This is a genomic window from Trichococcus ilyis, from assembly GCF_900109135.1.
Taxonomy (GTDB): Bacteria; Bacillota; Bacilli; order Lactobacillales; family Aerococcaceae; genus Trichococcus; species Trichococcus ilyis.
The window spans coordinates 1-23,681 of record NZ_FNYT01000021.1 but is presented as its reverse complement, the minus strand read 5'-3'; the positions used below and the strand labels follow the sequence as shown (position 1 = coordinate 23,681).

The window sequence follows — 23,681 nt, the reverse complement described above, 5'->3', positions numbered from 1 at the left end:
ATCGGAAAGGGGAAATCACCAGATGATTACGATCTTCAATCCAGAAGAACAGAAGTGGCCGATCAAAGTGTGGCTGGAGAATGAGGAACAGGTGGGCGAGGACTGTCTGCAGCAAGCGAAGAACCTTTCGAATCTGCCGTTTCTGCATCAATGGGTCGTGCTGATGCCGGATACGCATTCCGGCTACGGGATGCCGATCGGGGGCGTCATCGCCGCTGAACAGGTCATTATCCCGAATGCGGTCGGAGTGGACATCGGCTGCGGGATGAGCTTTGTCCAGACCAACATCCCTGTTGAAAGGCTGATCGAAATCGAAACGCCGAACGGAAAGTTGGCCCAGGCGATTGCGGGCGACATCCTGCGCAACATTCCGACCGGCTTCGAGCACCACAAGAAAAAACAGCCATGCGCATCGGTCGCCCGTTTCCTTGAAGGGCTGACGCCCGAAGAAAGGGAAATGATGCCGCAGGAACTGATGAAGGAACTGGAGGACGCCGCCTATCAGGTCGGCACGCTCGGCAGCGGCAACCATTTCATCGAACTGCAGACGGACGACCAGGGACGGTTAGGAATCATGCTGCATTCCGGTTCGCGCAACCTTGGCTTCAAGATCTGCCATTATTTCAATGATCTGGCCAAGGAGGTCAACAAACAGGAGGAATCACCGATTCCGCCCGAGTGGGATCTGGCCTATTTTTCAACCGAAAGCGAGCTCGGGAAGCTGTATCTGCGCTGGATGCAATTGGCGATGGAATTCGCCGAGGAGAACCGCAACCAGATGATGGAGAAAGTGCTCGATATCGTCAGGCTCTGGGTGAAAAAGTACGCAGGCATCAACCATGTCAACTTGTCGGACGCCGTCCATTGCCACCACAATTATGCCGCACTGGAAGAACATTACGGCAAACAAGTCTGGGTCCACCGCAAAGGCGCTATCCGCGCCGGGGCGGGCGAAATGGGCATCGTCCCGGGGGCGATGGGGACGTATTCCTATCTGGTCAGAGGCAAAGGCAATCCGGAAAGTTTCCTGTCCTGTTCGCATGGCGCGGGCCGGCGCATGAGCCGATTGGATGCCCGGGAGCAGTTCAGTGTCCAGGACACGATCCTGGATTTGAGGGAATTGGGCGTCTTTCTCGCAAAAGCCAAACGGACAGACGTCGGCACAGAGTCGCGCTTTGCCTACAAAGCCATCGATTTTGTGCTCTCGCAGGAACTGGATCTCGTCGAACCGGTACGCCGCCTCAAGACCGTCGCAGTAGTCAAAGGCTGAAGGGCAACCAAGAAAAGAGGGATAAACAATGGAACTGCAGGAAAGGTACATCGCTGCCGGCCTGAAGCATATTCCGCCGGGCGAGAAGACTGAAGTGGAAAAGGCCATGCGCCGCATCATCGCGGAGCGGTTGGAAGGACGCGGAGATGTCTCGGAGGAAACGGAACGCGAAGTGCTGAGAGGGCTGGGGAATCCAAGGCTGTTGGCTGAAAGGCAACTGAAGGAAGCGCCCCATCTGATCGGACCGGAACTGTATGGGACCTACTTTATGATCGTAAAAATCGTCATGACGGTCGCAGTCATCGGAACGCTGATCGGGAATACCGTCGATTTCATCGTCAATGGCGGGGGGCTGTTGGGGTATTTGGCCCAAAGTTTCGCGACTGCGCTCAGTGCGGCTATCGGTGCCTTCGGTTGGGTGACGCTCGTGTTCGCCATCATGGAAAAGACGGCGAAACAGAAAATACTGACGGAAATCCAGGAAGACTGGAGCCTGGCCGATCTGCCGGAGAAGGAAGTCCCGCAGAAACCGTTCAGCAGGGTCGGGGTCATCATCGGCATCATCTTTACGATGCTGTTCCTCGTCCTCGTCAACCAATACAGCCATCTGCTGGGATTCTACTATACGCTGGACGGCAGCATCCAGGAAATGATTCCGATGTTGGATCAGGAAGTGTTCCGGAATTACTTGCCTTACATCAACGGCATGCTGGTGCTGCAATTGCTGTTTTCCGCCAGCAAGCTCGTTTTCAGGAAGTGGACATACCCGGTCGCGACCGCCAACCTGATTCTGAACGTCCTGTCGTTTCTGTTGCTATGGTTCATCCTTCAAGATGACTCCATCCTGAATCCGGAACTCGTCAGGAAAATCGCGGAAGCTACGGATGGGAACCGCGTGCTCCATACCGCGTTCAATTCGATCAAAGCGGTTTTCCTTTTCATTTTCCTTTTGGATTCCTTCGAAGGGTTCCACGATGCTTACAACAACAGTAAAAAGCCGGCTTGAACCGGGAAACTGTTGCCGAAGGTATGTGAAAAGCGGAGCGGATGGTCTATAATGGAGTTGCATACAGACTGGATTTCCGCTGAGCGGCAACCGGTATTTTTGGAGGGAATATTTTAATCATGGAGCAGACAAAAGCAAAAGGATACATCCTTTACAACGAGGTCACGAACGAATATTTGACGCGCGTCACCTTCATGGGCAGTACCGTCTACAAGACGACGACGCTCGATTTGGCGATGCGTTTTTCGGAAGAGGATAAGCAAAAGTTGGAGGCGATGGGCGCCGGCAATCCGGACAAGGTGCTGAACAACATCGAAGCGACGGCTTTCGGAAACGACAGCGATGTCAAGGAAACCTACAGACTGTCGAATCTTAGCTTCCTGTCGATCAACGACTTGACGCCGGAAGAACGGGCGGCTTTCGACCAGGAAATCGAAGAAGGCAAGAAGAAAGCCGCCAGGATCCATTGCTGCCGGATCGTCAGCAGATAGGCACCGCCAAGAAGCAATCAGCGGCACGCAATCAAACCAGTCATCATTCAGGATAGAGCAGTAGGCACATTTTCAGGTCAGGTTGCACAAGCCGGCCCCGTAAAGAACGCTGCCGCCTTCGCATGACACTCCTCGGCTGGATGGTCGGGGAACGCCACCGAAAAGGCAAAAAAAAAACGGGCGCTATGCAATCCTCTTGCATAGCGCCCGTTTTTCATATGATTCAGTTGTTTATTTGCTTGTAGCTGCTTCTGTTTTTGCCGCTCTCTTGGCAGCCGTCACATTGCCCAACGGCAGGACTTCTTCGCCGTAGACTTCGTTCAGCACTTGTGCCAAAGCGCCGTAAATGGCTGAGAATCCGCAGAAGATGCCTTCGTAGCCGGCGATTGTTGAAATCATTTCATTGCCCGTGAAGTCTCCCAAAGCAAGCAGGAAGAAAAGCAGCGTCAAAGATCCGAAGACGATCTGCAGATTCTTGCTGATGCGCAACGTCCCGATGAACATGCCCAAGGTGAAGAATCCCCACATGAACAGGTAAGCTGCCATCGCTTGAGCTGAAGCCGCTTCGCCCATACCAAGGCCAGGCATGAGGATCGTTCCGACTAGGGAAAGCCAGAAGAAGCCGTAGGAAGTAAAGGCAGTTGCACCGAAAGTGTTGTTTTTCTTGAATTCCATGATGCCGGCAACGACTTGCGCCATGCCGCCGAAGAAAATGCCCATTGCCAAGATCATCGTGTTCATCGGGAAGTAGCCTGCATTGTGGATGTTCAACAATACAGTAGTCATTCCGAAGCCCATCAAGCCTAGCGGCGCTGGATTAGCAGTGAATTCTTTCAAGCTGACGATCGTGTTGTTCTGTGTATTTGATGCATTTTTCATTGATTGTCCGTTCTCCTTTGATTTCAGATCTGAAAATAATACCAGAGTGATTATATCCATGTTGGCCGCTTTTCGTCAATCGGTTTCGTGAAAAGTACACCTAAAGTTCATTTTTAATGCGACCGAAAACACTCCTGGCTGTGAGTTTTTTTCCAGTCTGTAGACGTGATTTTGAAGTGATTCCGCTGAGAAAATAATAAAACGATTTTGAGAACTTGCGAAAGGATGGAAGAGAAAATGACAGCGATAAAGAAAATCATTGCGGTCGGTGGGATCCTGCTGGGGACTGCCGGCGTTGTGCACGCTTATCTGCGCACGGCACCTTCGAAGGCTGCCAGGGAATTCACCGATTTGGCGGAGGACTTGCTGAAGGAAACAGAGCCAGCCAAAGGACGTTTCACGGAAGCCGACATCGCTGCGTTGCCTGGACCCGTCCGGCGTCATCTGCGCCATTGCGGTCATCTCGGGAAGCCGAAGATGGCTTACATGAAGGCTGTTTTCCCGGATGTCGCTTTTTCGCTTGGAAAGGGAAAACCGACCATCCAGATTGCCTACACGCAATATAATTTTGTGGATGGACCCGATCGCATCGCCTACATCGACAGCTCGCTTTATGGCGTGCCTTTTGAAGGTGTGGACGCCTACGTCGACGGCAAGGGCTCGATGAAGGGGATCGTCGCGAAACGTTTTACACTGTTCGACATCGATGGGGAAGCAATGGATAAGGCCAGCCTAGTGACGTTCCTGTCCGAGTGCCTCTTCGTTCCGAACGCTGCGCTGCAGGACTATATCCGTTGGGAAGCCATCGATGCGCACCATTCTAAAGCGGTGATCACGGCGCACGGTACCACCGCGGAAGGGGTGTTCACGTTCAATGAGGATGATGAGATGGTTGCCTTCACCACCGATGACCGGGAAGCCACGACGATGGACGGCAAGAGCGAAAAAGTCCGCTGGTCGGCCCTGTGCGGCGGTTATAAGGAAATCAACGGCATCCGCCAGCCGACGGATCTGAAAGCAGTCTGGCATTATGCAGATGGGGATTTCACATACTTTGATGCGAAAGCTGTGATGATGACTTATGGCAAACAAGAATGATTGGAATGAATGGAAAGGATTGACGGAAGCGGAAGCCGCTGAACGAAGGCTCCGATACGGCGCGAATGCCTTGCCGGTACCGAAGCACCGACTGCTCAGACTGATCGCAAGGCAATTCCGGGGCATCTTCAACCTGATGCTGCTGATTGCAGCGGGAGTGACCTTCTCATTAGGCGAGCCGATCGATGGCGCCTTCATCCTCTTGTTTGTGCTCCTTGGGACCGCACTCAACGTCTATCAGGAGCACAAATCGAATCAGGCAGCCGATAAATTGAAAGCGTACCTGCTGAGCACGATCACGGTGATGAGGGAGGGGCAGGAAAAGGAAGTGCCGACCGATTCGTTGGTGCCTGGGGACATCCTGAAGCTCGAGTCGGGCGATATCGTGCCGGCCGATGCCGTTGTCCGCAAAGACCGCGATCTGTTGGTCGATGAAACCACCTTTACGGGAGAGTCCATTCCGGTGGCGAAGCGGTCGGACGGGACACCGGACGAAGGGGCTTTGCTTCAAGGTGTCGTGATTGTCCGAGGAAATGCTTTGGCGGAGGTCACAGCGATCGGTCAGGAGACGCAATTTGCCCGCATTGCCAAGACGGCCTCCTCCGTCCAGGCGGAGAGCGAACTGGTCAAGAGCGTGGACAAAATCAGCAATTTCATCATGAAAGTGACGCTGCTGACGCTCGGATTCGTTGTGCTGGCGAACATCCTGATCGAAGGCCGGCAGGTGGATGTCACCGGCTTGCTGATTTTTGCGATCGCGCTTGCCGTATCGGCCATCCCGGAAGCTCTGCCGCTGGTGCTGACGTTTTCGCTTTCACGAGGTGCGCTGGAATTCGCCAAGCGCGATGTCATCGTCAAGCGGCTTTCCGCGGTCCAAGATCTCGGATCCGTCAATCTGTTGTGCACCGACAAAACCGGCACGATCACGGAAAACCATCTTGTGTTCACAAATGCTTTTAAGTTGCCTGAATCGCCATACGATCCGTTGGTATTGGCGCGCTTGGCCGCAATCAATCTGCAGGAACGGATACCGGAGCCTTTCGACCGCGCAAGCGATGAGGCCCTGTCGGCGGAACAGCGGCAGAGCGTGGAACAATTCCGTCTTTTGCAGGAGGAAGCCTTCGATCCGGCGCTGCGCAGCAACGGGGCAATCGTGAAACGGACGGACGGCACCACATGGCACATCCGTCGCGGAAGCCCGGAATATTTTTTCGGGGAAGGGCTGGTTTCCCGTGCCGCGGTTGAGGATTGGCTCCAGGCCGAAGAAGAAAAAGGCCACCGGGTGTTGGGCGTGAGCTGCGACGACGGGACCGGCCAGCGGTTCGGCGGTTTCGTCTCGTTTGTGGACCGCATCAAGGATTCCACGATTGCGACTGTCGCTGCCGCGAAACAGCTGAATGTCGCCATCACGGTCATCACCGGGGATGCCCTGAAGGTGGCCGAAGCGGTCGGAAGGGAAGCCGGTCTGGTGACGGGGAGCGCTGAAGTTGCCGAGGCGGCCGCCTTTCTGGCATTGCCGCCGGCCGAAAGGAAAAAACAGCTGGCCTCGATCCGTGTCTTTGCGCGGACGACGCCGGAACAGAAGCTGGAGGTGATCCAACAGCTGAAGGAACAGTTCACGGTCGGTTACTTGGGTGAAGGCATCAATGATGCGCCGGCTTTGAAGGCCGCCCATGTCTCGATGGTTGTCCAGTCGGCGGCCGATGTCGCCCGCGAAACCGCCGATATCGTGTTGCTCCAGAACGATCTGCGCGTGATCGTCGACGGCATCCGCTTCGGGCGGGAAACGCACGCGAACACGATGAAATACATCCGCGCCACTTTGATTTCGAACTTCGGCAACTTCTACGCGGTCGCCATCGGCTCGCTTTTCATCAGTTTTTTGCCGATGCTGCCGAAACAATTGCTGCTCTTGAATCTGCTTTCCGACTTTCCGATGATGGCCATCGCGTTTGACCGGGTGCCGGCCCGGGAAGTGGAACGGCCGCAAAGGTATGATCTGCACGCGCTCTACATCATCTTCGTCACGATGGGACTCGTCAGTACGGTCTTCGATTTCATCTGCTTCGGTCTGTTCTATCGGATTTCCCCGGCAGTGCTGCAGACCAATTGGTTCATCGCCAGCGTGCTGACGGAGATTTTGTTGATGCTCTCCATCCGCTCTTTGGCGCCGATCACCAAAGCCGGCTGGCCGGCGCCATCGATTGTGATCCTTTCGGTGATTGCCATGGCACTGGCCATCGGACTGCCGATGATCCCCGCGACGGCCGCTTTTTTCGAGTTCCAAACGCCGACAATGGCGCATTTGGGGATCATTTTGGGGATCGCCTTCGCTTATCTTGTCGTCAGCGAAATCGTCAAACGGCCGCTCTCCGGATTCGTCAGGAGGAAATAGCTTGAATGTCGACACTGGAATGAAACAGTACTTGTAAAGGTGGGAGTATCATGCATCCTTTTTATGGATCAGTAAGCGAATTTTTGGCGGAAGGGCAGTGGTGGATCGGCTTGTTGTCGATGGCTATGTACCTGATCTTCTGGGGTGTTGTCATCATTTTCGCGGTCAAGCTCTTCAAAATATATTTCGCCGATAGGCCAACTCTGCCCAAACCGGAGGAAGATACGGCGCTGAAGATCCTCCGCGAAAGGTATGCGCGCGGGGAAATCGATGGCGAGGAATTCAAAAAGAAGAAAGAGGATCTCCTGTCTTGACAAATCTTGAAGCGGGAGGGGATGAAAGATGGAACTGCGTTCATTGCTGCAGTTGGCGTATGTTGGCGCCACGACGATTTTGTTAAAAAGGAAACGGCCGCTGGTGGGCTCCATCATCCTGACCGACAAGTGCAATCTGGCCTGCAAACACTGTGCCGTCAGCAACATCACTTCGATCATCTACCCCTATGCGCAGATCCGGGCCGAGATGCAAGGGCTGTACACGGAAGGCGTCAGGATCCTCTTTTTCTACGGAGGCGAACCGTTCCTCTGGCGCAATCAAGGCCGGACGCTGCGGGACCTGGTCATCGAAGCGAAGCAGATCGGCTTTTTGCTCGTGAACGTGGTCACCAACGGCACGCTGCAGGTGGATCTGCCGGAAGCGGATCTGGTGATGGTGAGCCTTGACGGCGGCAAAGAGAAGCACAACGCAATCAGGGGAGAAACCTACGACCGCATCCTCGCCAATATCGAGCAGGCTTCCAAGGAGAATGTCTGCCTCTATATGGCGATCAATCAAATCAATAAGGGAGACATCAAAGCAGTCTGCGAAACGGCCGTGCGCACGAAAAACGTCAAGGCCGTTTCCTTCAACTTCCACACGCCCTATCCCGGGACGGAGCAGCTCAAACTCAGCCGAGCCGACAAGCAGGTCTGCGCCGATAAAATCGCGCAGCTGATCGATGCGGGCTATCCGATCCTGAATCTGAAAAGCGCATTGCCGTACATCGTGGACAATACCTTTCCGACGCCGTGCTACCAGTGCGTTGTCGTGGAAAACGGGGGGAAATGGGTGTGCGGTCGCTGCATCGGCATCGAAGGGCTCTGCGCGGAGTGCGGCTTCTTTTTCGCCGCTGAATTTTCGCTCCTTTTCAAAGGCAACCTGAAGGTGACCTGGGATCTGCTCAGGACCTATCTGAAATACATCTAGGAGGTGAAATCATGAACTGGACATCATTGCTGCGGGTATACCTGACCCGCTCATTCAAGCCTTTCGTTTTTGAAGGCACCTACGAGAACACGTTGGATTTCGAAAAACTGGATGATTTGGGGCTGTATGTGCATATCCCGTTCTGCCGTTCCTTGTGCAGTTTCTGCCCCTATTGCAAGGTGGTCCACAACAAGCCGCAGGCCGATGCCTATAAGATCGCTCTCCTGAAGGAAATCGATTTGGTCTGCAAGGGGATGTCCGGCAAAAAGAAGGCGACGAGCTTGTATTTCGGCGGCGGGACGCCGGCCATGATGCTGGACGATCTGAAGGACATCATCGCGAAGCTGAAGGAGTACTTCGACATCACGGGCGGAATCGGCGTCGAGCTCCACCCCAGCGACATCACGGAAAGGAATCTGGAGAAGCTGAAGGAAGCCGGGGTGACGATGCTGAGCATCGGCATCCAATCTTTCCAGGAAGAGTGCCTGCGGAAAATCGGCAGGAGGAACGACGCTTTTGTCGAAAAGATCGGTTTGGTGAGAAGTTCCGGCTTCGAGGTCATCGATGTGGACTTGATTTTTGCCATTCCCGGCCAGACCGACGCGATTCTGGCGAGCGATATCCATACGGCTTTCGCCAGTGGCGCCACGCAAGTTTCGACTTATCCGTTCATCGACTTCACTTTCGCCGACAATGCCTACAAACCGATGAGCGAAGCAGTGAAGCGCGAGATGCTGGAGCATCTGACGGAATACTGCCGGAAAGAAGGCATCGAGCGGACATCGGTCTGGACGTTCGCGCAGCGGCACACCGAAAAATATTCTTCGGTCACGCGGGATGCCTTCCTGGGGTTCGGTGTTTCCGCCACCACACTGCTGAAGGATGCCTTCAAGATCAATACGTTTTCCATCCCCGCCTACATCGAGCGTATCGGATCGGGCAACTTGCCGACGTCCTTGACGCTCCGGTTCACAAAAAGGCAGCGGGCGGTCTATTACCTGTTCTGGAGTGCCTATGCCATGAGGATCGACGCGGACCGATTCGAGGAACTCATCGGGATCCCCCTGAAGAGGATGTTCGGACTGGAACTGTTCTTGGCGACAAAATCGGGTTATCTCAAGAAAAAAGGGCGCGTCTACGAGCTGACCGACAAAGCCGCTTTACTCTTCCATGGTGTCGAACAGGCGTACACGACTGCCTACATCGACAAAATGTGGCACATCTCCAGGCTACAGCCCTTCCCTGAAAAAATCATCCTGAAATAGACAATTAGAAAAGCTGAACGGGTTCGTTCAACCCAGAAAGAAATTTAGGAAATCGGGCCTTAGATGAGCATCGTAGAGCGCAATGGGTCAGATTTATCTAATTTCCGAAGGGCTAACCCGTGAAGCTAGCCATCATTTTTAGATGCACTTTCGGATTCAAAATATTTTATAAATTCCTTCAACGTCAAAAAGGCTGATCCCTTGTGGAGTCAGCCTTTTTGGGATGATTCAATTTTCCTCCGTCCGCATCATCAGCACGCCGCCGATGATGAAGAGGAGGGAAATGCTGGCAAGCCCGTTGCGCGAGTCGCCGGTCAATTGGCTCGTAAGCGCATAGAGGGCCGGACCCATAATGGCGGCGAACTTGCCGAGGATGTTGTAAAAACCGAAATATTCATTGGAATGCTCTTTCGGAACCAGTTTGGCGAAGTACGAGCGGGACAGCGCTTGGATGCCGCCCTGCGAAGTCGCCACCAAAGTAGCGAGGATCCAAAATTCCACGGCTGTGGTCATCCGAAAAGCCAACAGACAAGCAAACAGATAAATGATGATGCCCACCAAAATCATCTTTTTGCTGCCGAAGCGCTTGGCCAGTTTTCCGTAAAGGATCGTGAACGGAAAGGACAGGATCGGAATCACCAGTACAGCGATCATCAGCATGTCGGACACAATCCCGATGCTGTCGCCGAAGACGGCAGCCATGTGGATGATTGTGTTCAGGCCGTCGATATAAAAGAAATAAGCAATCAGGAACAGGAACATCTTTTTGTGGCTGCGGATCTGGTGCAGCGTCTGGTAAAGCCGGGCGAAACTGTCGTGGATGATATGGTCACTGGCCGGTACGAAATAGCGTTGTTTGACGTTGCGCAGCATCGGAATCGTGAAGGCGATCCACCAAAAAGCCGTGAACAGGAAGGATATTTTGACGGCAGTCGTCCGCGGAATGCCGATCCGCTCGCCGAACATGATCAGGAGAATCGAAAGCACGAACGGAATCGTACTGCCTCCGATATAGCCCATCGCAAATCCGTAAGTGGAGACGCGATCCATCCGTTCTTCTGTTGCAACGTCCACCAAAAAAGCGTCATAGAAGATATTGGCCCCCGAAAAACCGATTGTCGTCAGCATATACAGAGCCAACAGCCAGCGCCAATCATCCGTAAAGCTGAGCGCTGCGGTAGCGACTGCACCCAGCAAGAAAAAACTTTTGAACAGCCGCATTTTCCATTTCGGGAAATCCCCGACTGTCCCGAGCAGCGGGGCGGAGACAGCAATTGCCAATGTTGCAGCCGAGGTCGCATAGCCCCAATAGGAATCGGCCAAGTTCGGGGCGATGCCTTCACCGGTCGTGATCGATTTATAAAAAAGCGGCAGAATGACCGAGGAGATGATGACGGAATAGGCGGAATTGGCCCAATCATACATGATCCAACTTTTTTCCTGCAACGAAAAACTTTTCAGCATGGCTTCCGCCCCCAATCCCCTTTTTGGTATCGCTCTCATTTGTCTATAATTTATTTATATCAGTTGTTGGCGGATAGCACAAGCCCCAAACCAGTCAGTCAGCCTATCTTTTCGGGAAAAAAGAAAATCATGGTAAAATTCAGCTAGAAGGTGGACTCGTATTTTTTTGCCGGCATCAAATCGAACGCAATGAATGGAGGAAGGAAATCATGGCCAAATATGAACGCCCGGAATACAAGGTACTGCTGTCTGAGGAGCCGTTTGAACTGCGGGAATACCGGGATTTCTACATTGTGGAATACGACAATGCCGCTGATCCGGATGTGGACAGCGGATTCGGTACCTTGTTCCGCTATATTTCAAATGACAATCAGGCTAACCGTAAAATCAGCATGACCGTTCCGGTGATCCAGGAACTTTCGGATGACCGCACGAAGATGGCGTTTGTTGTCCCGAAGGCGGAATGGGAGGATATTCCGCAGCCCAACAGTCCTGTGCTGAGCGTCAAAAAATTCGCCAGCGGTCTCTTCGCGGTCATCCAGTACGGCGGCTATTCGAACGACCGCAAAGAAGGCGAGATGCTCGAGAGGCTTGCGCTGTGGCTTCAGCAGAAAAAGTATCGGCCTGCTTCGAACTATATGCTGGCGTCATTCAATGCACCGTTCGTGCCGCCGCCGTTCCGGCATAACGAAATCATGGTGCGGATTACAACGGATAACTTTAAGTAAATACTGGACAATCCGGCGTTTGTTTTGTATCGTGTCGGGGAACACATTCACCAAAAGGGAGATCTGTCCATGAAAAATTTAAAGAGCGGCCTGAAAGGCTTGTTCGCTTTATTGGCGATCATTTTGGCCGTATGGGTCAACGGCGTCGACTCGCTTTTCGAAGACCAACCACCTGATTCGTCGATCAGCATCGCCTCCAGCAGCCAGCCGATCGCTGGGGAGGAAGCAATCGAAACTGCAACACCATTGCAGGAATCAGCCGAAACGGCAGCTGCCAGTGGTGTCATTGAAGGGCAACCCTATTCAACGAAGGACGAAGTGGCGGCCTACATCCACCAGTTCCATGACTTGCCGCCCAACTACTTGACGAAGGACGAAGCCGAGGCGTTGGGCTGGGACAATGCCGAAGGGAACTTGTGGGAAGTGACAGACGGCATGTCCATCGGCGGCGATTATTTCGGCAACCGCGAAGGCTTGCTTCCGAAAAAAGCGGGCAGAACCTACTATGAGGCGGACATCGATTATGACGGCGGCTACCGCGGGGCGGAACGCATCGTGTATTCGGATGACGGCCTGATCTTTTACACGGCCGACCATTACGAATCATTCGAGCAGCTTTACGGGGAGGGGGATTGAAGATGGAAATCATCCGTTTGGACGGCAGAAAGATGACCGACCGGAAAGCGACGCATGCTTATCTGAAAAGGAAACTGCATCTCCCCGAATATTACGGCAACAATCTCGATGCCTTGTGGGATTGTCTGACGACCGATTTCTCCGGGAAAATGATCATCCTGCAGCATCCTCAACTGGTGCCAAAACAACTCGGCGATTACGGGGAAGCTTTGGTCCGCCTGATGAAGGAAGTTGCGGCAGCCAATTCCGCCATCCGGTTGATCCTGGCCTATCCGATCCAAAGTTGAAGCAACGCAATGCAGTGGGTAATGTTCGAATGTCAACAAATAAATAGGCTGTCACGCAAAAAAAGGCGATTCGCACAGAATCGTCTTTTTTTTTGCGGTATTCTCATTTTCTGGATGAAAAATGCTTTCTTTGATTGTCAACCAAGCGTATAGTTGATTGTATGGGGTAGACAAGTCAAAGGGGTGAGCAGATGGAAAAGAGAAACGTCAAAGTTTATATCGCAGTCAGCCTGGACGGCTACATCGCACACTCGGACGGCAATCTCGATTGGCTCGAAAGTGTCGCCAGACCCGATGAAGATTACGGTTATGCCGCTTTCATCAAAACGATCGACACGGTCATCATGGGGCGGAAAACCTACGAAAAGGTGTTGTCTTTCGGCGGCGGATTCCCGCATGCAGAGAGGGACTGCTATGTTCTGACCCGAACCGAACGCGCTCCTGATGGTCAGGTCCATTTTTACAGCGGACCGATCGAAGGCTTGCTGGATCAGATCCGGCGCAAGCCCGGCAAGGATATTTTTATCGATGGCGGTTCCGAAGCAATCGACCTTTTCCGCAAAAAAGGGCTGATCGACAGCTATACCGTATCCCTCATCCCGATACTGCTCGGCGAAGGGATCAGCCTGTTCAAGGAAAGTCAAAAAGAGCTGCCTTTGAAATTAGTTGACGCAGCCACTTTTGATTCCGGGTTGGTGCAGCTCACCTACGAGCCAATCAACGGATAACAACTTTCCGGTTCAGACATACTTGCCGCCTTCACGGATGCTCAGGTTGGAAAGATCCTCCTTATGCGCGGAAATGAAGGCGCGCACCCAGTCGGGATCGGTTTTGCTGAAATCGCGCAGGCTCCAGCCGATCGCTTTGTTGATGAAGAATTCCTTTTGGTTGAGGTTGTTGCGGATGATTTCCGCCAGCAACGCGGTGTCGGTCTTGTCTTTGAAGCCGAGCTGATGGTCGATGGCGACGCGCCGCAGCCAGATATCATCGGCCACGCTCCATTCCAACAGGATCGGTTTGCATTCCGGATAGCGCTGGATGATCGATCCGACCACTCCGTCCAGGCCGTCGACGGTGTCCCACCAAGATTTTGTTTGGATGTATTGCTTCAGTTTCGGCAAGTCTTCCGGACCGAGGCAGTCCTGGATCGCCAGCAGATAGTCGACACCGGCGTACTGGAATTCGCGTTCGTTTCTCTCAAAGCATTGATCGACAAAATCGAAGTCGACGCGTTTTTCTTTTTTTGCGGCGGAAAGAAATTTTTTATAGGCCGCTTTCCGCGGACCTGTTGCGATTCCTAGGAAAGGGAATTGGTTCCGCATATAGGCCGACATCTGGGGGGCGCGTTCTTCATCGCGCAACGCCAGCAAAGATTCAAAAATGCCATCATACCACATTGTGTCTACCTGCCTTTCTGAGGTGGATGCGACTCACAAGTCACTCATCATGATCACTTTAGATCAGTTTCGGAAAAAGTGCAATCATGATCACAGGAGGAAGGATACTATGGAAAAAAACAGGAAATCCAGTTGGCTCCGTAAGTTGCTGATCGGATTGGCCGTAATGATCGTGATTGCTGCAGGAGCATTCTTTTGGTACATAAATGACTATTATCAAGCGACGGCGGCTGCGATCAAAGCGCTGCGGTCGGATGGATCGGTCACCATCACCGAGACGGCCAAGGCGATCACTTTTGAACCGAATGGAGCAGAGCCGGAGGCAGGCGTCATCTTTTATCCGGGCGGAAAAGTGGAAGCGGAAGCCTATGCGCCTTTGCTTCGGCAGTTGGCTGAAGAAGAACTGTTGGTCGTCGTCGCCAAGATGCCGTTCCATTTGGCGGTCTTTGATGCGGATGCAGCCGAAACGATCATGGTACAAGAAAATGATATCGAGGATTGGTATCTGGCCGGGCATTCCTTGGGAGGCGTCATGGCCTCCAGTTTTGCGGCCGACCAATCTGAGGAAGTCGCCGGCCTGATTTTGCTGGCATCCTATCCCTCGGGAGATTTGACCGATGCGCCGTTTCCGGTCCTCTCCATCTACGGTTCGGAGGATGCGGTCCTGAACCGCGCAAGCTATCAAGAAGCGCAAGCTAAGCTGCCGGATGACTACACAGAAGTCGAACTTGTCGGCGGCAATCATGGCCAATTCGGCGATTACGGTCCGCAAGCGGGGGACGGAGCAGCTACGCTGTCAGCCGATCAGCAGCAACAGCAGACGGTCGAGGCCATCACCGCATTCATCGCCAACAACCGTCAGCCCTGATGCGGCGGATCAAATAAGCAGTGCGTTTTGCAGGAGAGGAAGAGAAGAATGACAGAAATAAAGATGGCGAAAATGAGCCAATTATCGGAGACGCAAAAAGAACAAGTCAGAAAAATTTTCGTCACCAGCTATTACAAGGACATGAAGACGCTGCATCGCGATGTCGAGCGCCTGTTGGGCGGGTTCCGCCGGGTATTGCAGGAAGACCTGATCTGCGTTGCCATGGATGGGGAGCGCCCGGTCGCGATGGTGGGCTGTTCGACCAGTCAGCGCCGCGCCATGGAAGTGAACAAGGAGGATTTCCTGGCTAATTTCGGAATGTTCTGGGGGCATGTCGGGTATTACAGTTTCCGCAAAGAATATGGGGAGCCCTTGCCGATCGATGATGAGACGCTCTATTTTGAGTGTGTGGCGACCAATGAAGCGGATCGGCGCCAAGGGGTTGCGGGGCAGATGCTGCTCAATCTGATCGAAACCGAACCTTACAAAACCTTCGCCTTGGATGTCGTCGACAGCAACGGACGGGCCCAAAGCGTTTACGAACGCATCGGCTTCCGCGAAGTGCACCGCAAAAAATCATGGATCGGAAAAATCTTCATGGACTATTCGGAAAGCATTTGGATGAGCCGCCCGAAGCATTTGCAGAATCTGCCGGAGTGATGAAGGCATGAAAATCCATTAGACAAACAGGTCCAACTTTGATATAGTGATACAGATAATAATCACATTCATTGATGAAGAAAGTACTTCGAACGATGTTCACAGCGAGTGGGGTAGGTGGAAGCCCGCAACGGAGTGAAGAAGGAAACGCCCTTCAGAGAAAATGACTTGAAAGCAAGCCCGATCCCCTTTTCGTCAAAAAGACCGGAAGGGACAATTGCGAGTAGCGTCATTCGGTTTAGCCCCGTTAGCGGTTCAAAAGGATAAAATAATCAGAGCCCATCTGTATTGCTTTATCGAATTAGAGTGGTACCACGGATGTTCGTCTCTATTTTGCCAGGGCAGAATAGGGGCTTTTTTTATCGTTGACGCATACTTGCGGCACGAACGCGAATCAAGGTGAGCCATTCATCGTGTGGTCAGGCGCAGAGGCATATGAAAAAAGGAGAAATACTATGGATTATAAAAAGATTGTTGCTGAAGAGATTCAAAAGCTTGTACCGGAACATTTAAGCTATGACCAAGTGTACCAATTGCTGGAAGTTCCGAAATATACGGAGCATGGGGATGTCGCATTCCCGGCATTCGCATTGGCGAAAGCTTTGCGCAAAGCGCCGCAAGCCATCGCCGTTGATTTGGCGGCCCAGTTGAACCACCCTTACTTCGAAAAGGTTGAAGCGGTAGGTCCCTACGTCAATCTGTTCCTGGAAAAAGCAGCCGTAACGAATGCGGTCCTGCATGAAATCGCGGCTGAAAAGCATGCATTCGGAGCAGCTGATATCGGCAAAGGCGGCAATGTGCCGATCGATATGTCCTCGCCGAACATTGCGAAACCGATTTCGATGGGACACTTGCGCTCCACGGTAATCGGCAACGCTTTGGCCAACATCATGAAGAAAGTCGGCTACAATCCGATCAAAATCAACCACTTGGGCGACTGGGGCACACAATTCGGCAAACTGATCGTCGCATACAAATTGTGGGGCAGCGAAGAGAAAGTCAAAGCCGAGCCGATCAATGAATTGCTGACTTTGTATGTGCGTTTCCATTCGGAAGCAGAAACAGACGAAACTTTGAACGACGAAGCCCGCGCTTGGTTCAAGAAACTGGAAGACGGCGACGAAGAAGCGCTGCACCTGTGGGAGTGGTTCCGTTCCGAATCGCTGCAGGAATTCATGAAAATCTACGATATGCTGGGGATCACCTTCGACTCCTTCAACGGCGAAGCTTTCTACAACGACAAGATGGATGAAGTCGTTGAGCTGCTGGACAAAGCCGGCATCCTGACCCAGGACCGCGGCGCAACCATCGTCGATCTGGAAAAATACAATCTGAATCCGGCTTTGATCAAGAAATCGGACGGCGCGACACTGTACATCACCCGCGACTTGGCTGCGGCGATCTACCGCAAACGCAACTATGATTTTGCGATGTCGCTGTATGCGGTCGGCAACGAGCAAAGCAACCACTTCAAGCAACTGAAAGCAGTCTTGAAGGAGTTGGGCTACGACTGGGCAGAAAACATGCACCATGTCCCATTCGGCCTGATCACGCAAGGCGGCAAAAAACTGTCGACGCGCCAAGGGAAAGTCATCCTGCTTGAGGAAGTGCTGAACGAAGCGACTGAACTTTCCTTGAAACAGATCAACGAGAAGAATCCGACATTGGAGAACAAAGAGGAAGTCGCCAAAGCAGTCGGCGTCGGCGCCGTTGTTTTCCACGACCTGAAAAATGACCGTCTGAACAATTTCGACTTCGATCTGGAGGAAGTCGTGCAATTCGAAGGCGAAACCGGCCCTTATGTCCAATACACGAACGCGCGCGGCTTGAGCATCCTGCGCAAAGCGGCAACCGAACTGGATACGACCGAAATAGCTGATCTTGGCCTGGATGATGCTTATGCCTGGGAAGTCGTGAAACTGTTGAACAGTTTCCCTGAAATCATCCAGCAAGCTTACGAAAAATTCGAGCCATCCGTGATTGCGAAATACACGATCCATTTGGCCCAAGCGTTCAATAAATACTACGGCAACACCAAAGTGCTGGTTGAAGATGACAAACGCAACGCCCGCTTGGCATTGGTCCAATCCGTAGCCACAATCCTGCAAGAAGGCCTAAGACTCCTAGGCGTCCAATCCCCAGAAAAAATGTAGTGTGTGATGAATCCTGAGCTCAGAGTTTGAGCACTAACGAGGTTCAGGACCAAACAGCCCGGTTTTGGCTGGGTGGGCATGAACAGCGTTAGGCGGAGAACTCTAGGATTCAGAACCGTTCTAGTAGGATGTGATGATTCGCGTTTAGATACCCGGACGTTGGAGCCCCAAGCGAAGTGAACCTCTTTTGTTCACATCGCTTGGGACGAAACGGGAGCGGTATCTGCGAATCAGAACTCGACTATGTAGAGCGAGAAGAATCCCGCTCTAGGCGGAGATTACTGGGATTCAGAACGCGTTTGCGTAGGATACGATGAATTGCGGGTAGGGGGTCTTTCGCAATGTTTGTGCTGAGCCGAGTGACGCACTATCTGCTAGGGATTCAGAGTTCAACTAAGTAGAGCGAGATAAAAATTCAAAACGCCTAAAATTATGCGCATAGTTTTAGGTTTTTTGATTTTTCGGATCATTAAAAAAGAAAGAGGGGATAACCTGTGGATATCTACAGGAAGCTACTGGCTGATGAACGCGTCGTTTACCTTGCGAAAGGAACGCTTGTGGGCTTAGCGGCCGGTTTTATTGTCAGCCTGTTCAGATTAGGCATTGAGTTCATTTTGGAGACAGTGGTCGAAAGCTACTATCACATGCAGGAACAGCCGATTTGGCTCATTCCTTGGGTGATTTTTTCAGTGGCAGCTGCGATCATCGTCGGAAAACTCGTAAAAAGCGAACCCAACATCAAAGGCAGCGGCATCCCGCAAGTGGAAGGGCAAGTCCAAGGGGTAATGCGCCTCAACTGGTGGCCGATACTCTGGAAAAAATTTGTCGGAGGCTTGTTGGCGATCGGATCCGGGCTTTTCCTCGGAAGGGAAGGCCCGTCCATCCAGCTCGGTTCAGCGGTCGGACAAGGCGTCAGCAACCTGACGAAAGGGGATGATGTCGAAGAAAAAATCCTGCTTTCGAGCGGTGCCGGCGCGGGTTTGGCGGCAGCCTTCAATGCGCCGCTGGCCGGACTGATGTTTGTCCTGGAGGAGGTCCATCACAACTTTTCCCCCTTGTTGGCCATCACGACTTTTGCCTCGGCGCTTGTGGCCAATTTTGTTTCTTTGAACATATTCGGATTGACGCCGGCTTTGGACATCGGCATGATGAACACCATTCCGATCGCTTACTACGGTTTGGTTGTCGGCCTGGGCATCTTCCTCGGATTGAACGGTTGGCTCTACAGCAAAGTGGCCTTGGCGCTGCCGAAACTCTACGGCCGGCTTCCGCTTATCCCGGCCCGATATAACGCAATCTTGCCCTTTGTGCTTGTGATCCCGATCGGCTATTTCCTTCCGCAAGTCATTGGTGGGGGCAGCGGTCTGATCCTGCAGCTGAGCAATTGGCAGCTTTCCTTAGGCCTGCTGCTCGGCTTATGGATGTTGCGTTTTGTCTTTTCGATGATTTCCTACGGCGCGAATGTTCCCGGCGGCATTTTTCTGCCGATCCTTTCTTTGGGGGCCATCCTGGGCGCTATCTACGGGAAAGCCGCTTTGGTGCTGCTTTCGTTCGATCCGCAATATTTGCCCCATTTCATCATCTTCGCGATGGCGGGTTACTTCACTGCTATCGGGAAAGCACCCTTGACTGCCATCATTTTGGTGACGGAGATGGTAGGCGGCATGAACCAGTTGATGCCGCTGGCCATCTGCTGTTTCAGCGCTTTTGTAACTTCCGATCTGCTGGGTGTGGACCCCATCTATGAAAGCCTTCTGGAAAGGCTCATTGCCTCACATGACAGCAAACGCCTCGGCAAAAAATATCTGTTTGATCTGCCGGTCAGAGCCGAAAGCCATTTCTCCGGCAAAAAGATCCGGGAAATAGAATGGCCTGAGGATGTTTTGGTGATCTCGATCCGAAGAGGGCAACAAAATGTGGTCGCTACGGGGAAAACAATCATGCAAACGGGGGACATGTTGCATATTTTGACAGACTTGGGACTGGCCAAAACGGTTCAGGAAGAATTGAAGCAACTGGAAAAGAGACAAAAGAGACAACTTTTCGACACGTGAGTCATCCGGGCAGTTTTTTACTGAAAAGTATGCTATCCTTATATTGAATTTTCAAAAGTCGGTGTATCGCAAGCCTTGAATGAGGGGGTACTGTTAAATGGGAAGAATTTCAGACATCACATTGACCAATCAGCCGGAACAGCGCATCATTTCCATCAAAACGGAAACGACGCTGAAAAATATGCAGGCCAAGATAGAGGACTGCCGCGAAAAGATCCTGACCTATCTGAGCATGCTGGAAGAACTGCCTGCAGGACCCTGTTTCACAATCTATTACTCATTCACGAAGCAAAATGTCGAAATTGAGGTCGGCTATCCTGTTGCAAAAATGTTGCCGCCGCAAGATGATATCCGCATGTCCAGCATTCCTGCCGGAAAACGGGTCTCTTGTCTCCACCTCGGCCCTTACAATGAAATCCCGAAGCTTTATCAGGAAATGGACCAATGGCTGGAACTCCATGATTTCGAAACGAACGGCATCTCCTATGAAACCTACTACAACGGCGAAGGCTTCACGCCACAAGAATATTTGACCAAAATCGAATTGCCTATCCAAGAGGCAGATGAAACATGAAAAAATTATAGCTACAAAAAGGCGAGCCGTCGAATCGACGGCTCCACTTTTTTGGAAAGGAAACAATATGCAACAAAACAAACAGCCAGCGATGGCGGAAAACAAAATGGGCGTCATGCCCGTCAACAAATTACTGATCTCCATGTCGGTGCCGATGATGATCTCGATGCTGGTGCAGGCGCTGTACAACGTCGTCGACAGCATCTTTGTGGCCCAGATCAGCGAAAAAGCTTTGACCGCCGTATCCTTGGCCTTCCCGGTGCAGAACTTGATGATCGCGTTGGCGGTCGGGACCGGGGTCGGGATCAATGCGATGGTTTCGAGACGCCTCGGCGAAAAAAATTACCCAGCCGCAAACAGCACAGCCGATAACGGCATCTTTTTGAACGCAATGCATTTCCTGTTGTTCTTGGCATTGGGGCTGTTCTTCATCCCGTTCTATTTCTCCTTCCAGACGAAGGATGCAGAAATCATCGCCTACGGAATCGATTACCTCCAAGTCATCTGCGTCTTCTCGTTCGGCGTCTTCATGCAGGTCAGCATGGAACGCTTGCTGCAATCCACAGGCAGAACCTTGTTCACGATGACGACCCAGGCAACGGGTGCCGTCCTGAACATCATCCTCGATCCGATTTTCATCTTTGGCTGGTTCGGCGTTCCGGAGATGGGGACGAGGGGAGCGGCGATCGCAACCGTGATCGGACAGATAGCCGCAGCCTCGCTGGCGTTCTTTTTCAACATCCGTTTCAACAAGGAAATCAGCCTATCCTTCAAAGGGTTCCGTCCGGATATGCAAACGATCAAAAAAATCTATTCCATCGGCGGCCCATCGATCCTGATGCAGGCAGTCGGCTCCTTCCTGAATCTGAGCCTGAACAACATCCTGATCCGTTTCACACCGACTGCGACTGCTGTCTTCGGTGTCTATTTCAAACTCCAAAGCTTCATTTTCATGCCGGTTTTCGGCCTGAACAACGGGATGGTGCCGATCATCGCCTACAACTATGGTGCCGATCAGAAAGAACGGATCGAGCAGGCCATCAGCCTGTCGAAACGCTATGCGATGGCAATCATGTTCATAGGGGCGGCCGTCTTCTTGTTGATTCCCGGCACCCTGCTGCAACTATTCAATGCATCCGAGGAGATGCTGGAAATCGGGATTCCGGCTCTGCGCATCATCAGCCTCTGTTATGTTGCTGCCGGCTACAACATCGTTTCCGGTTCCGTATACCAAGCTTTCGGAAGAGGCGGCCTGAGTCTTTGGGTTTCGCTTATCCGTCAGGTCGTCGTGCTGCTGCCGGCAGCCTTTCTGCTTTCTTTGTTCGGGAATGTTGCGTTTGTCTGGTGGGCGTTTCCGATCGCGGAAGTCTTTGCGTTGGTCATGAGCATCTATTTCAACAAGAAGATCGACAAGGAAGTCATTGCCAACATCTATCCGCATACGATTGCGGACGCTGTTCCGGAATAGCCGCGACAGCAAAAGCCCTGCAGAGCCAAAAGGTTCCGCAGGGCTTTTTTTATGGCGTGCCAGTGCGGATGGTTTTCATTTGTGGATAAGTGTCCGGCTTTACTTTTAATCCCGGGAATCCTAAAATGAAGGAGACAGAAGGACGTTTGATATCAGGACGGAGGGATTTCAGTGAAGATCGGAATCATCGGAGCGACAGGCAGACAAGGCAGATTGATTTTGGAAGAAGCGCATGCCCGGGGACACGAGGTGACGGCCATCATCCGGAATCCCGCCAAACTAGCGGACAAAGACGTCGCCATCATGGAACGGGATATTTTCGATGTGCAAGTGGAGGATCTGAAAGGGTTCGATGTGATTGTGGATGCCTTCAACGCACCGGCAGGGATGGAAGAGGAACATGTCACCTCGCTGCAGTCCCTGATCGATGAACTGGAGCATCTGCCGGAGACGCGCTTGATTGTTGTGGGCGGCGCCGGCAGCCTTTACGCGGATCCCGGAAGAACGATCCGGGTGATGGACACGGCCAGCTTTCCGGAAGCGTATAAACCCACCGCAACGAATATGGCCAAAGCTCTCAATATACTGAAGGAAAGCAAGGTCAATTGGACGTACCTGTCGCCATCCGCCTATTTTGATCCAACCGGCAACCGGACCGGACATTATGCGGAAGGCGGCGAGACGCTGCTGTTGAACAGCGAGGGCGAAAGTTACATCAGTTACGCGGATTATGCGATCGCGCTGGTTGATGAGATCGAAAAGCAACGGCATCCGATGCAACGCTACACAGTTGTGGGTGAGCGGCAGTAAGCGCTTATGCTGAAAACAACGACAACGCAGATCAGGAGGGGAAATCATGGAGACACTGGATTTGATCATCGATTTTCATAAAAACAATCCGCGTCAGGGTCCCGGCAGCCAGCAGAGCACCATCAAGGCCCTGCAATTCCTGCCGCAATTGACACCGCAATCGCACTTGCTGGACATCGGTTGCGGAACGGGCGCGCAGACCATGGTGCTGAGCGAGCAGACGCCGGCCCATATCACCGCGATCGACAGCAGCAAGGAATTTTTGGCCCTGCTGAAGCAAAAAGTCCTGCAGCAAGGCATCGCAAACCGCGTGACGGTCAAGGAAATGGACATGGAAAAGCTTGCTTTTGCACCCGAATCATTGGATGTCATCTGGGCGGAAGGCGCCATCTACAACATCGGTTTTTCCCGGGGGATCCGGGAGTGGCGGTCATTGTTGAAAAAGGATGGGTATCTGGTTGTTTCCGAAATTTCCTGGCTGACACCGGATCGTCCACAGCTTGTGGACAAATATTGGACGGATGTCTATCCCGAAATGGGGACGATCGCTGAAAAGACTGCCCAAATTGAGGAGGCCGGCTACATCCCGATAGCGCATTTCGTATTGCCCGAATCGGACTGGACCAGCCACTACTTCCATTATTACGAAACCAATGAAGCGGCCTTTCTGGAAAGGCATGGCCACAGCGAGGATGCGCAGGCTTTGGTGGAAGAGAACCGGCAAGAGATGAAACATTTCAAAAAATACAGCGCTTATTACAACTATGTTTTTTACATCATGCAGAAACGGGAAACTAAATAGTGAGGCCAGAGACGGATTCCTTCGAAAGAGGGAATCTTTTTTTGTGCGCCCGGCATGGGTGATAACTTGGTGGTGAAAGTCCACTACAGGCTTTGCAGTAGGAACTGTTAGCGAAAGACAAGGGTGTCCAC

At 52.4% G+C, this 23,681-nt stretch carries 23 protein-coding genes and 1 other annotated feature; of the genes, 20 read left to right on the top strand and 3 right to left on the bottom strand.

The window, feature by feature from the left end; translation table 11 throughout:
- Positions 1 to 22: 22 nt before the first annotated feature.
- From BMX58_RS10130 to BMX58_RS10120, 3 genes are all read left to right on the top strand, one after another.
- On the top strand, positions 23 to 1,270 hold the full coding sequence (locus BMX58_RS10130; protein ID WP_068623303.1) for an RtcB family protein: 1,248 nt from the start codon (positions 23 to 25) through the stop codon (positions 1,268 to 1,270).
- 28 nt (positions 1,271 to 1,298) lie between these two features.
- On the top strand, positions 1,299 to 2,276 hold the full coding sequence (locus BMX58_RS10125) for a hypothetical protein (protein WP_068623302.1): 978 nt from the start codon (positions 1,299 to 1,301) through the stop codon (positions 2,274 to 2,276).
- Positions 2,277 to 2,395: 119 nt separating this feature from the next.
- Positions 2,396 to 2,767, top strand: coding sequence for a hypothetical protein (locus BMX58_RS10120; protein WP_068623301.1), 372 nt, complete (start codon positions 2,396 to 2,398; stop codon positions 2,765 to 2,767).
- A gap of 231 nt (positions 2,768 to 2,998) precedes the next feature.
- Here BMX58_RS10120 and BMX58_RS10115 read toward each other — a convergent pair whose 3' ends face one another.
- Positions 2,999 to 3,646, bottom strand: coding sequence for an acetate uptake transporter (locus tag BMX58_RS10115; protein ID WP_068623300.1), 648 nt, complete (start codon positions 3,644 to 3,646; stop codon positions 2,999 to 3,001).
- Positions 3,647 to 3,883: 237 nt separating this feature from the next.
- Here BMX58_RS10115 and BMX58_RS10110 point away from each other — a divergent pair, with 237 nt between their 5' ends.
- The 5 genes from BMX58_RS10110 to BMX58_RS10090 are packed head-to-tail and all read left to right on the top strand — an operon-like array spanning position 3,884 to position 9,649.
- Positions 3,884 to 4,744 carry a DUF6544 family protein gene (locus BMX58_RS10110; RefSeq protein WP_084253949.1) on the top strand — a complete coding sequence of 287 codons (861 nt, stop codon included), beginning with the start codon at positions 3,884 to 3,886 and terminating at the stop codon, positions 4,742 to 4,744.
- Positions 4,728 to 7,139, top strand: coding sequence for a cation-translocating P-type ATPase (locus BMX58_RS10105; RefSeq protein ID WP_068623298.1), 2,412 nt, complete (start codon positions 4,728 to 4,730; stop codon positions 7,137 to 7,139). Before BMX58_RS10110 ends, BMX58_RS10105 begins: the two co-directional genes overlap by 17 nt.
- Before the next feature lie 50 nt (positions 7,140 to 7,189).
- Positions 7,190 to 7,453 (top strand): SHOCT domain-containing protein, encoded by a 264-nt coding sequence (locus BMX58_RS10100; RefSeq protein WP_204243786.1) that lies wholly within the window; start codon positions 7,190 to 7,192, stop codon positions 7,451 to 7,453.
- 28 nt (positions 7,454 to 7,481) lie between these two features.
- On the top strand, positions 7,482 to 8,384 hold the full coding sequence (locus BMX58_RS10095) for a radical SAM protein (protein ID WP_068623296.1): 903 nt from the start codon (positions 7,482 to 7,484) through the stop codon (positions 8,382 to 8,384).
- Positions 8,385 to 8,395: 11 nt separating this feature from the next.
- Positions 8,396 to 9,649 carry a coproporphyrinogen-III oxidase family protein gene (locus BMX58_RS10090; protein ID WP_068623295.1) on the top strand — a complete coding sequence of 418 codons (1,254 nt, stop codon included), beginning with the start codon at positions 8,396 to 8,398 and terminating at the stop codon, positions 9,647 to 9,649.
- Positions 9,650 to 9,877: 228 nt separating this feature from the next.
- On the opposite strand, the gene BMX58_RS10085 is transcribed toward BMX58_RS10090, so the two are convergent.
- Positions 9,878 to 11,113, bottom strand: coding sequence for an MFS transporter (locus tag BMX58_RS10085; RefSeq protein WP_204243785.1), 1,236 nt, complete (start codon positions 11,111 to 11,113; stop codon positions 9,878 to 9,880).
- Positions 11,114 to 11,322: 209 nt separating this feature from the next.
- On the opposite strand from BMX58_RS10085, the gene BMX58_RS10080 reads away from it, so the two are divergent.
- The 4 genes from BMX58_RS10080 (at position 11,323) to BMX58_RS10065 (ending at position 13,492) form a co-directional block, all read left to right on the top strand.
- Positions 11,323 to 11,841: an SOUL family heme-binding protein gene (locus BMX58_RS10080; protein ID WP_068623294.1), complete on the top strand. Its 519-nt coding sequence runs from the start codon at positions 11,323 to 11,325 to the stop codon at positions 11,839 to 11,841.
- A gap of 69 nt (positions 11,842 to 11,910) precedes the next feature.
- Complete coding sequence (locus tag BMX58_RS10075; protein ID WP_068623293.1) at positions 11,911 to 12,477, top strand: ribonuclease domain-containing protein; 567 nt, start codon at positions 11,911 to 11,913, stop codon at positions 12,475 to 12,477.
- Between the two features lie 2 nt (positions 12,478 to 12,479).
- Positions 12,480 to 12,764, top strand: a complete 285-nt coding sequence (locus BMX58_RS10070; RefSeq protein WP_068623292.1) for a barstar family protein — start codon at positions 12,480 to 12,482, stop codon at positions 12,762 to 12,764.
- A gap of 191 nt (positions 12,765 to 12,955) precedes the next feature.
- Positions 12,956 to 13,492, top strand: a complete 537-nt coding sequence (locus BMX58_RS10065) for a dihydrofolate reductase family protein (protein WP_068623291.1) — start codon at positions 12,956 to 12,958, stop codon at positions 13,490 to 13,492.
- Between the two features lie 12 nt (positions 13,493 to 13,504).
- On the opposite strand, the gene BMX58_RS10060 is transcribed toward BMX58_RS10065, so the two are convergent.
- Entirely contained in the window at positions 13,505 to 14,161 is a 657-nt protein-coding gene (locus tag BMX58_RS10060) for a DNA alkylation repair protein (protein ID WP_068623290.1), read from the bottom strand.
- 109 nt (positions 14,162 to 14,270) lie between these two features.
- Here BMX58_RS10060 and BMX58_RS10055 point away from each other — a divergent pair, with 109 nt between their 5' ends.
- From BMX58_RS10055 to BMX58_RS10020, 8 genes are all read left to right on the top strand, one after another.
- Positions 14,271 to 15,029 carry an alpha/beta fold hydrolase gene (locus tag BMX58_RS10055; RefSeq protein WP_068623289.1) on the top strand — a complete coding sequence of 253 codons (759 nt, stop codon included), beginning with the start codon at positions 14,271 to 14,273 and terminating at the stop codon, positions 15,027 to 15,029.
- Positions 15,030 to 15,077: 48 nt separating this feature from the next.
- The gene (locus BMX58_RS10050) at positions 15,078 to 15,689 is read left to right on the top strand and encodes a GNAT family N-acetyltransferase (protein ID WP_068623288.1); all 612 of its coding nucleotides are present in this window, start codon (positions 15,078 to 15,080) and stop codon (positions 15,687 to 15,689) included.
- A gap of 62 nt (positions 15,690 to 15,751) precedes the next feature.
- Positions 15,752 to 16,022, top strand: a binding site (T-box leader).
- Positions 16,023 to 16,144: 122 nt separating this feature from the next.
- Positions 16,145 to 17,842, top strand: coding sequence for an arginine--tRNA ligase (gene argS / locus BMX58_RS10045; protein WP_068623287.1), 1,698 nt, complete (start codon positions 16,145 to 16,147; stop codon positions 17,840 to 17,842).
- Positions 17,843 to 18,336: 494 nt separating this feature from the next.
- Positions 18,337 to 19,896, top strand: coding sequence for a ClC family H(+)/Cl(-) exchange transporter (locus BMX58_RS10040; protein WP_068623286.1), 1,560 nt, complete (start codon positions 18,337 to 18,339; stop codon positions 19,894 to 19,896).
- Positions 19,897 to 19,993: 97 nt separating this feature from the next.
- A complete protein-coding gene (locus tag BMX58_RS10035; protein ID WP_068623285.1) occupies positions 19,994 to 20,470 on the top strand; it encodes a GyrI-like domain-containing protein in 477 nt (158 codons plus the stop codon).
- Positions 20,471 to 20,537: 67 nt separating this feature from the next.
- Entirely contained in the window at positions 20,538 to 21,938 is a 1,401-nt protein-coding gene (locus BMX58_RS10030) for an MATE family efflux transporter (protein WP_068623355.1), read from the top strand.
- A gap of 171 nt (positions 21,939 to 22,109) precedes the next feature.
- Positions 22,110 to 22,748, top strand: a complete 639-nt coding sequence (locus BMX58_RS10025) for an NAD(P)-dependent oxidoreductase (protein WP_068623284.1) — start codon at positions 22,110 to 22,112, stop codon at positions 22,746 to 22,748.
- A 46-nt stretch (positions 22,749 to 22,794) separates the two neighbouring features.
- Positions 22,795 to 23,550 carry a class I SAM-dependent methyltransferase gene (locus BMX58_RS10020; protein WP_068623283.1) on the top strand — a complete coding sequence of 252 codons (756 nt, stop codon included), beginning with the start codon at positions 22,795 to 22,797 and terminating at the stop codon, positions 23,548 to 23,550.
- Positions 23,551 to 23,681 lie beyond the last annotated feature (131 nt).

What these genes read in the sequence shown, in the direction of transcription:
- BMX58_RS10130 (WP_068623303.1), top strand. Translation starts at nt 23, where the DNA reads ATGATTACGATCTTCAATCCAGAAGAACAGAAGTGGCCGATCAAAGTG.
- BMX58_RS10125 (WP_068623302.1), top strand. Translation starts at nt 1,299, where the DNA reads ATGGAACTGCAGGAAAGGTACATCGCTGCCGGCCTGAAGCATATTCCG.
- BMX58_RS10120 (WP_068623301.1), top strand. Translation starts at nt 2,396, where the DNA reads ATGGAGCAGACAAAAGCAAAAGGATACATCCTTTACAACGAGGTCACG.
- BMX58_RS10115 (WP_068623300.1), bottom strand. Translation starts at nt 3,646, where the DNA reads ATGAAAAATGCATCAAATACACAGAACAACACGATCGTCAGCTTGAAA.
- BMX58_RS10110 (WP_084253949.1), top strand. Translation starts at nt 3,884, where the DNA reads ATGACAGCGATAAAGAAAATCATTGCGGTCGGTGGGATCCTGCTGGGG.
- BMX58_RS10105 (WP_068623298.1), top strand. Translation starts at nt 4,728, where the DNA reads ATGGCAAACAAGAATGATTGGAATGAATGGAAAGGATTGACGGAAGCG.
- BMX58_RS10100 (WP_204243786.1), top strand. Translation starts at nt 7,190, where the DNA reads ATGCATCCTTTTTATGGATCAGTAAGCGAATTTTTGGCGGAAGGGCAG.
- BMX58_RS10095 (WP_068623296.1), top strand. Translation starts at nt 7,482, where the DNA reads ATGGAACTGCGTTCATTGCTGCAGTTGGCGTATGTTGGCGCCACGACG.
- BMX58_RS10090 (WP_068623295.1), top strand. Translation starts at nt 8,396, where the DNA reads ATGAACTGGACATCATTGCTGCGGGTATACCTGACCCGCTCATTCAAG.
- BMX58_RS10085 (WP_204243785.1), bottom strand. Translation starts at nt 11,113, where the DNA reads ATGCTGAAAAGTTTTTCGTTGCAGGAAAAAAGTTGGATCATGTATGAT.
- BMX58_RS10080 (WP_068623294.1), top strand. Translation starts at nt 11,323, where the DNA reads ATGGCCAAATATGAACGCCCGGAATACAAGGTACTGCTGTCTGAGGAG.
- BMX58_RS10075 (WP_068623293.1), top strand. Translation starts at nt 11,911, where the DNA reads ATGAAAAATTTAAAGAGCGGCCTGAAAGGCTTGTTCGCTTTATTGGCG.
- BMX58_RS10070 (WP_068623292.1), top strand. Translation starts at nt 12,480, where the DNA reads ATGGAAATCATCCGTTTGGACGGCAGAAAGATGACCGACCGGAAAGCG.
- BMX58_RS10065 (WP_068623291.1), top strand. Translation starts at nt 12,956, where the DNA reads ATGGAAAAGAGAAACGTCAAAGTTTATATCGCAGTCAGCCTGGACGGC.
- BMX58_RS10060 (WP_068623290.1), bottom strand. Translation starts at nt 14,161, where the DNA reads ATGTGGTATGATGGCATTTTTGAATCTTTGCTGGCGTTGCGCGATGAA.
- BMX58_RS10055 (WP_068623289.1), top strand. Translation starts at nt 14,271, where the DNA reads ATGGAAAAAAACAGGAAATCCAGTTGGCTCCGTAAGTTGCTGATCGGA.
- BMX58_RS10050 (WP_068623288.1), top strand. Translation starts at nt 15,078, where the DNA reads ATGACAGAAATAAAGATGGCGAAAATGAGCCAATTATCGGAGACGCAA.
- argS (WP_068623287.1), top strand. Translation starts at nt 16,145, where the DNA reads ATGGATTATAAAAAGATTGTTGCTGAAGAGATTCAAAAGCTTGTACCG.
- BMX58_RS10035 (WP_068623285.1), top strand. Translation starts at nt 19,994, where the DNA reads ATGGGAAGAATTTCAGACATCACATTGACCAATCAGCCGGAACAGCGC.
- BMX58_RS10030 (WP_068623355.1), top strand. Translation starts at nt 20,538, where the DNA reads ATGCAACAAAACAAACAGCCAGCGATGGCGGAAAACAAAATGGGCGTC.
- BMX58_RS10020 (WP_068623283.1), top strand. Translation starts at nt 22,795, where the DNA reads ATGGAGACACTGGATTTGATCATCGATTTTCATAAAAACAATCCGCGT.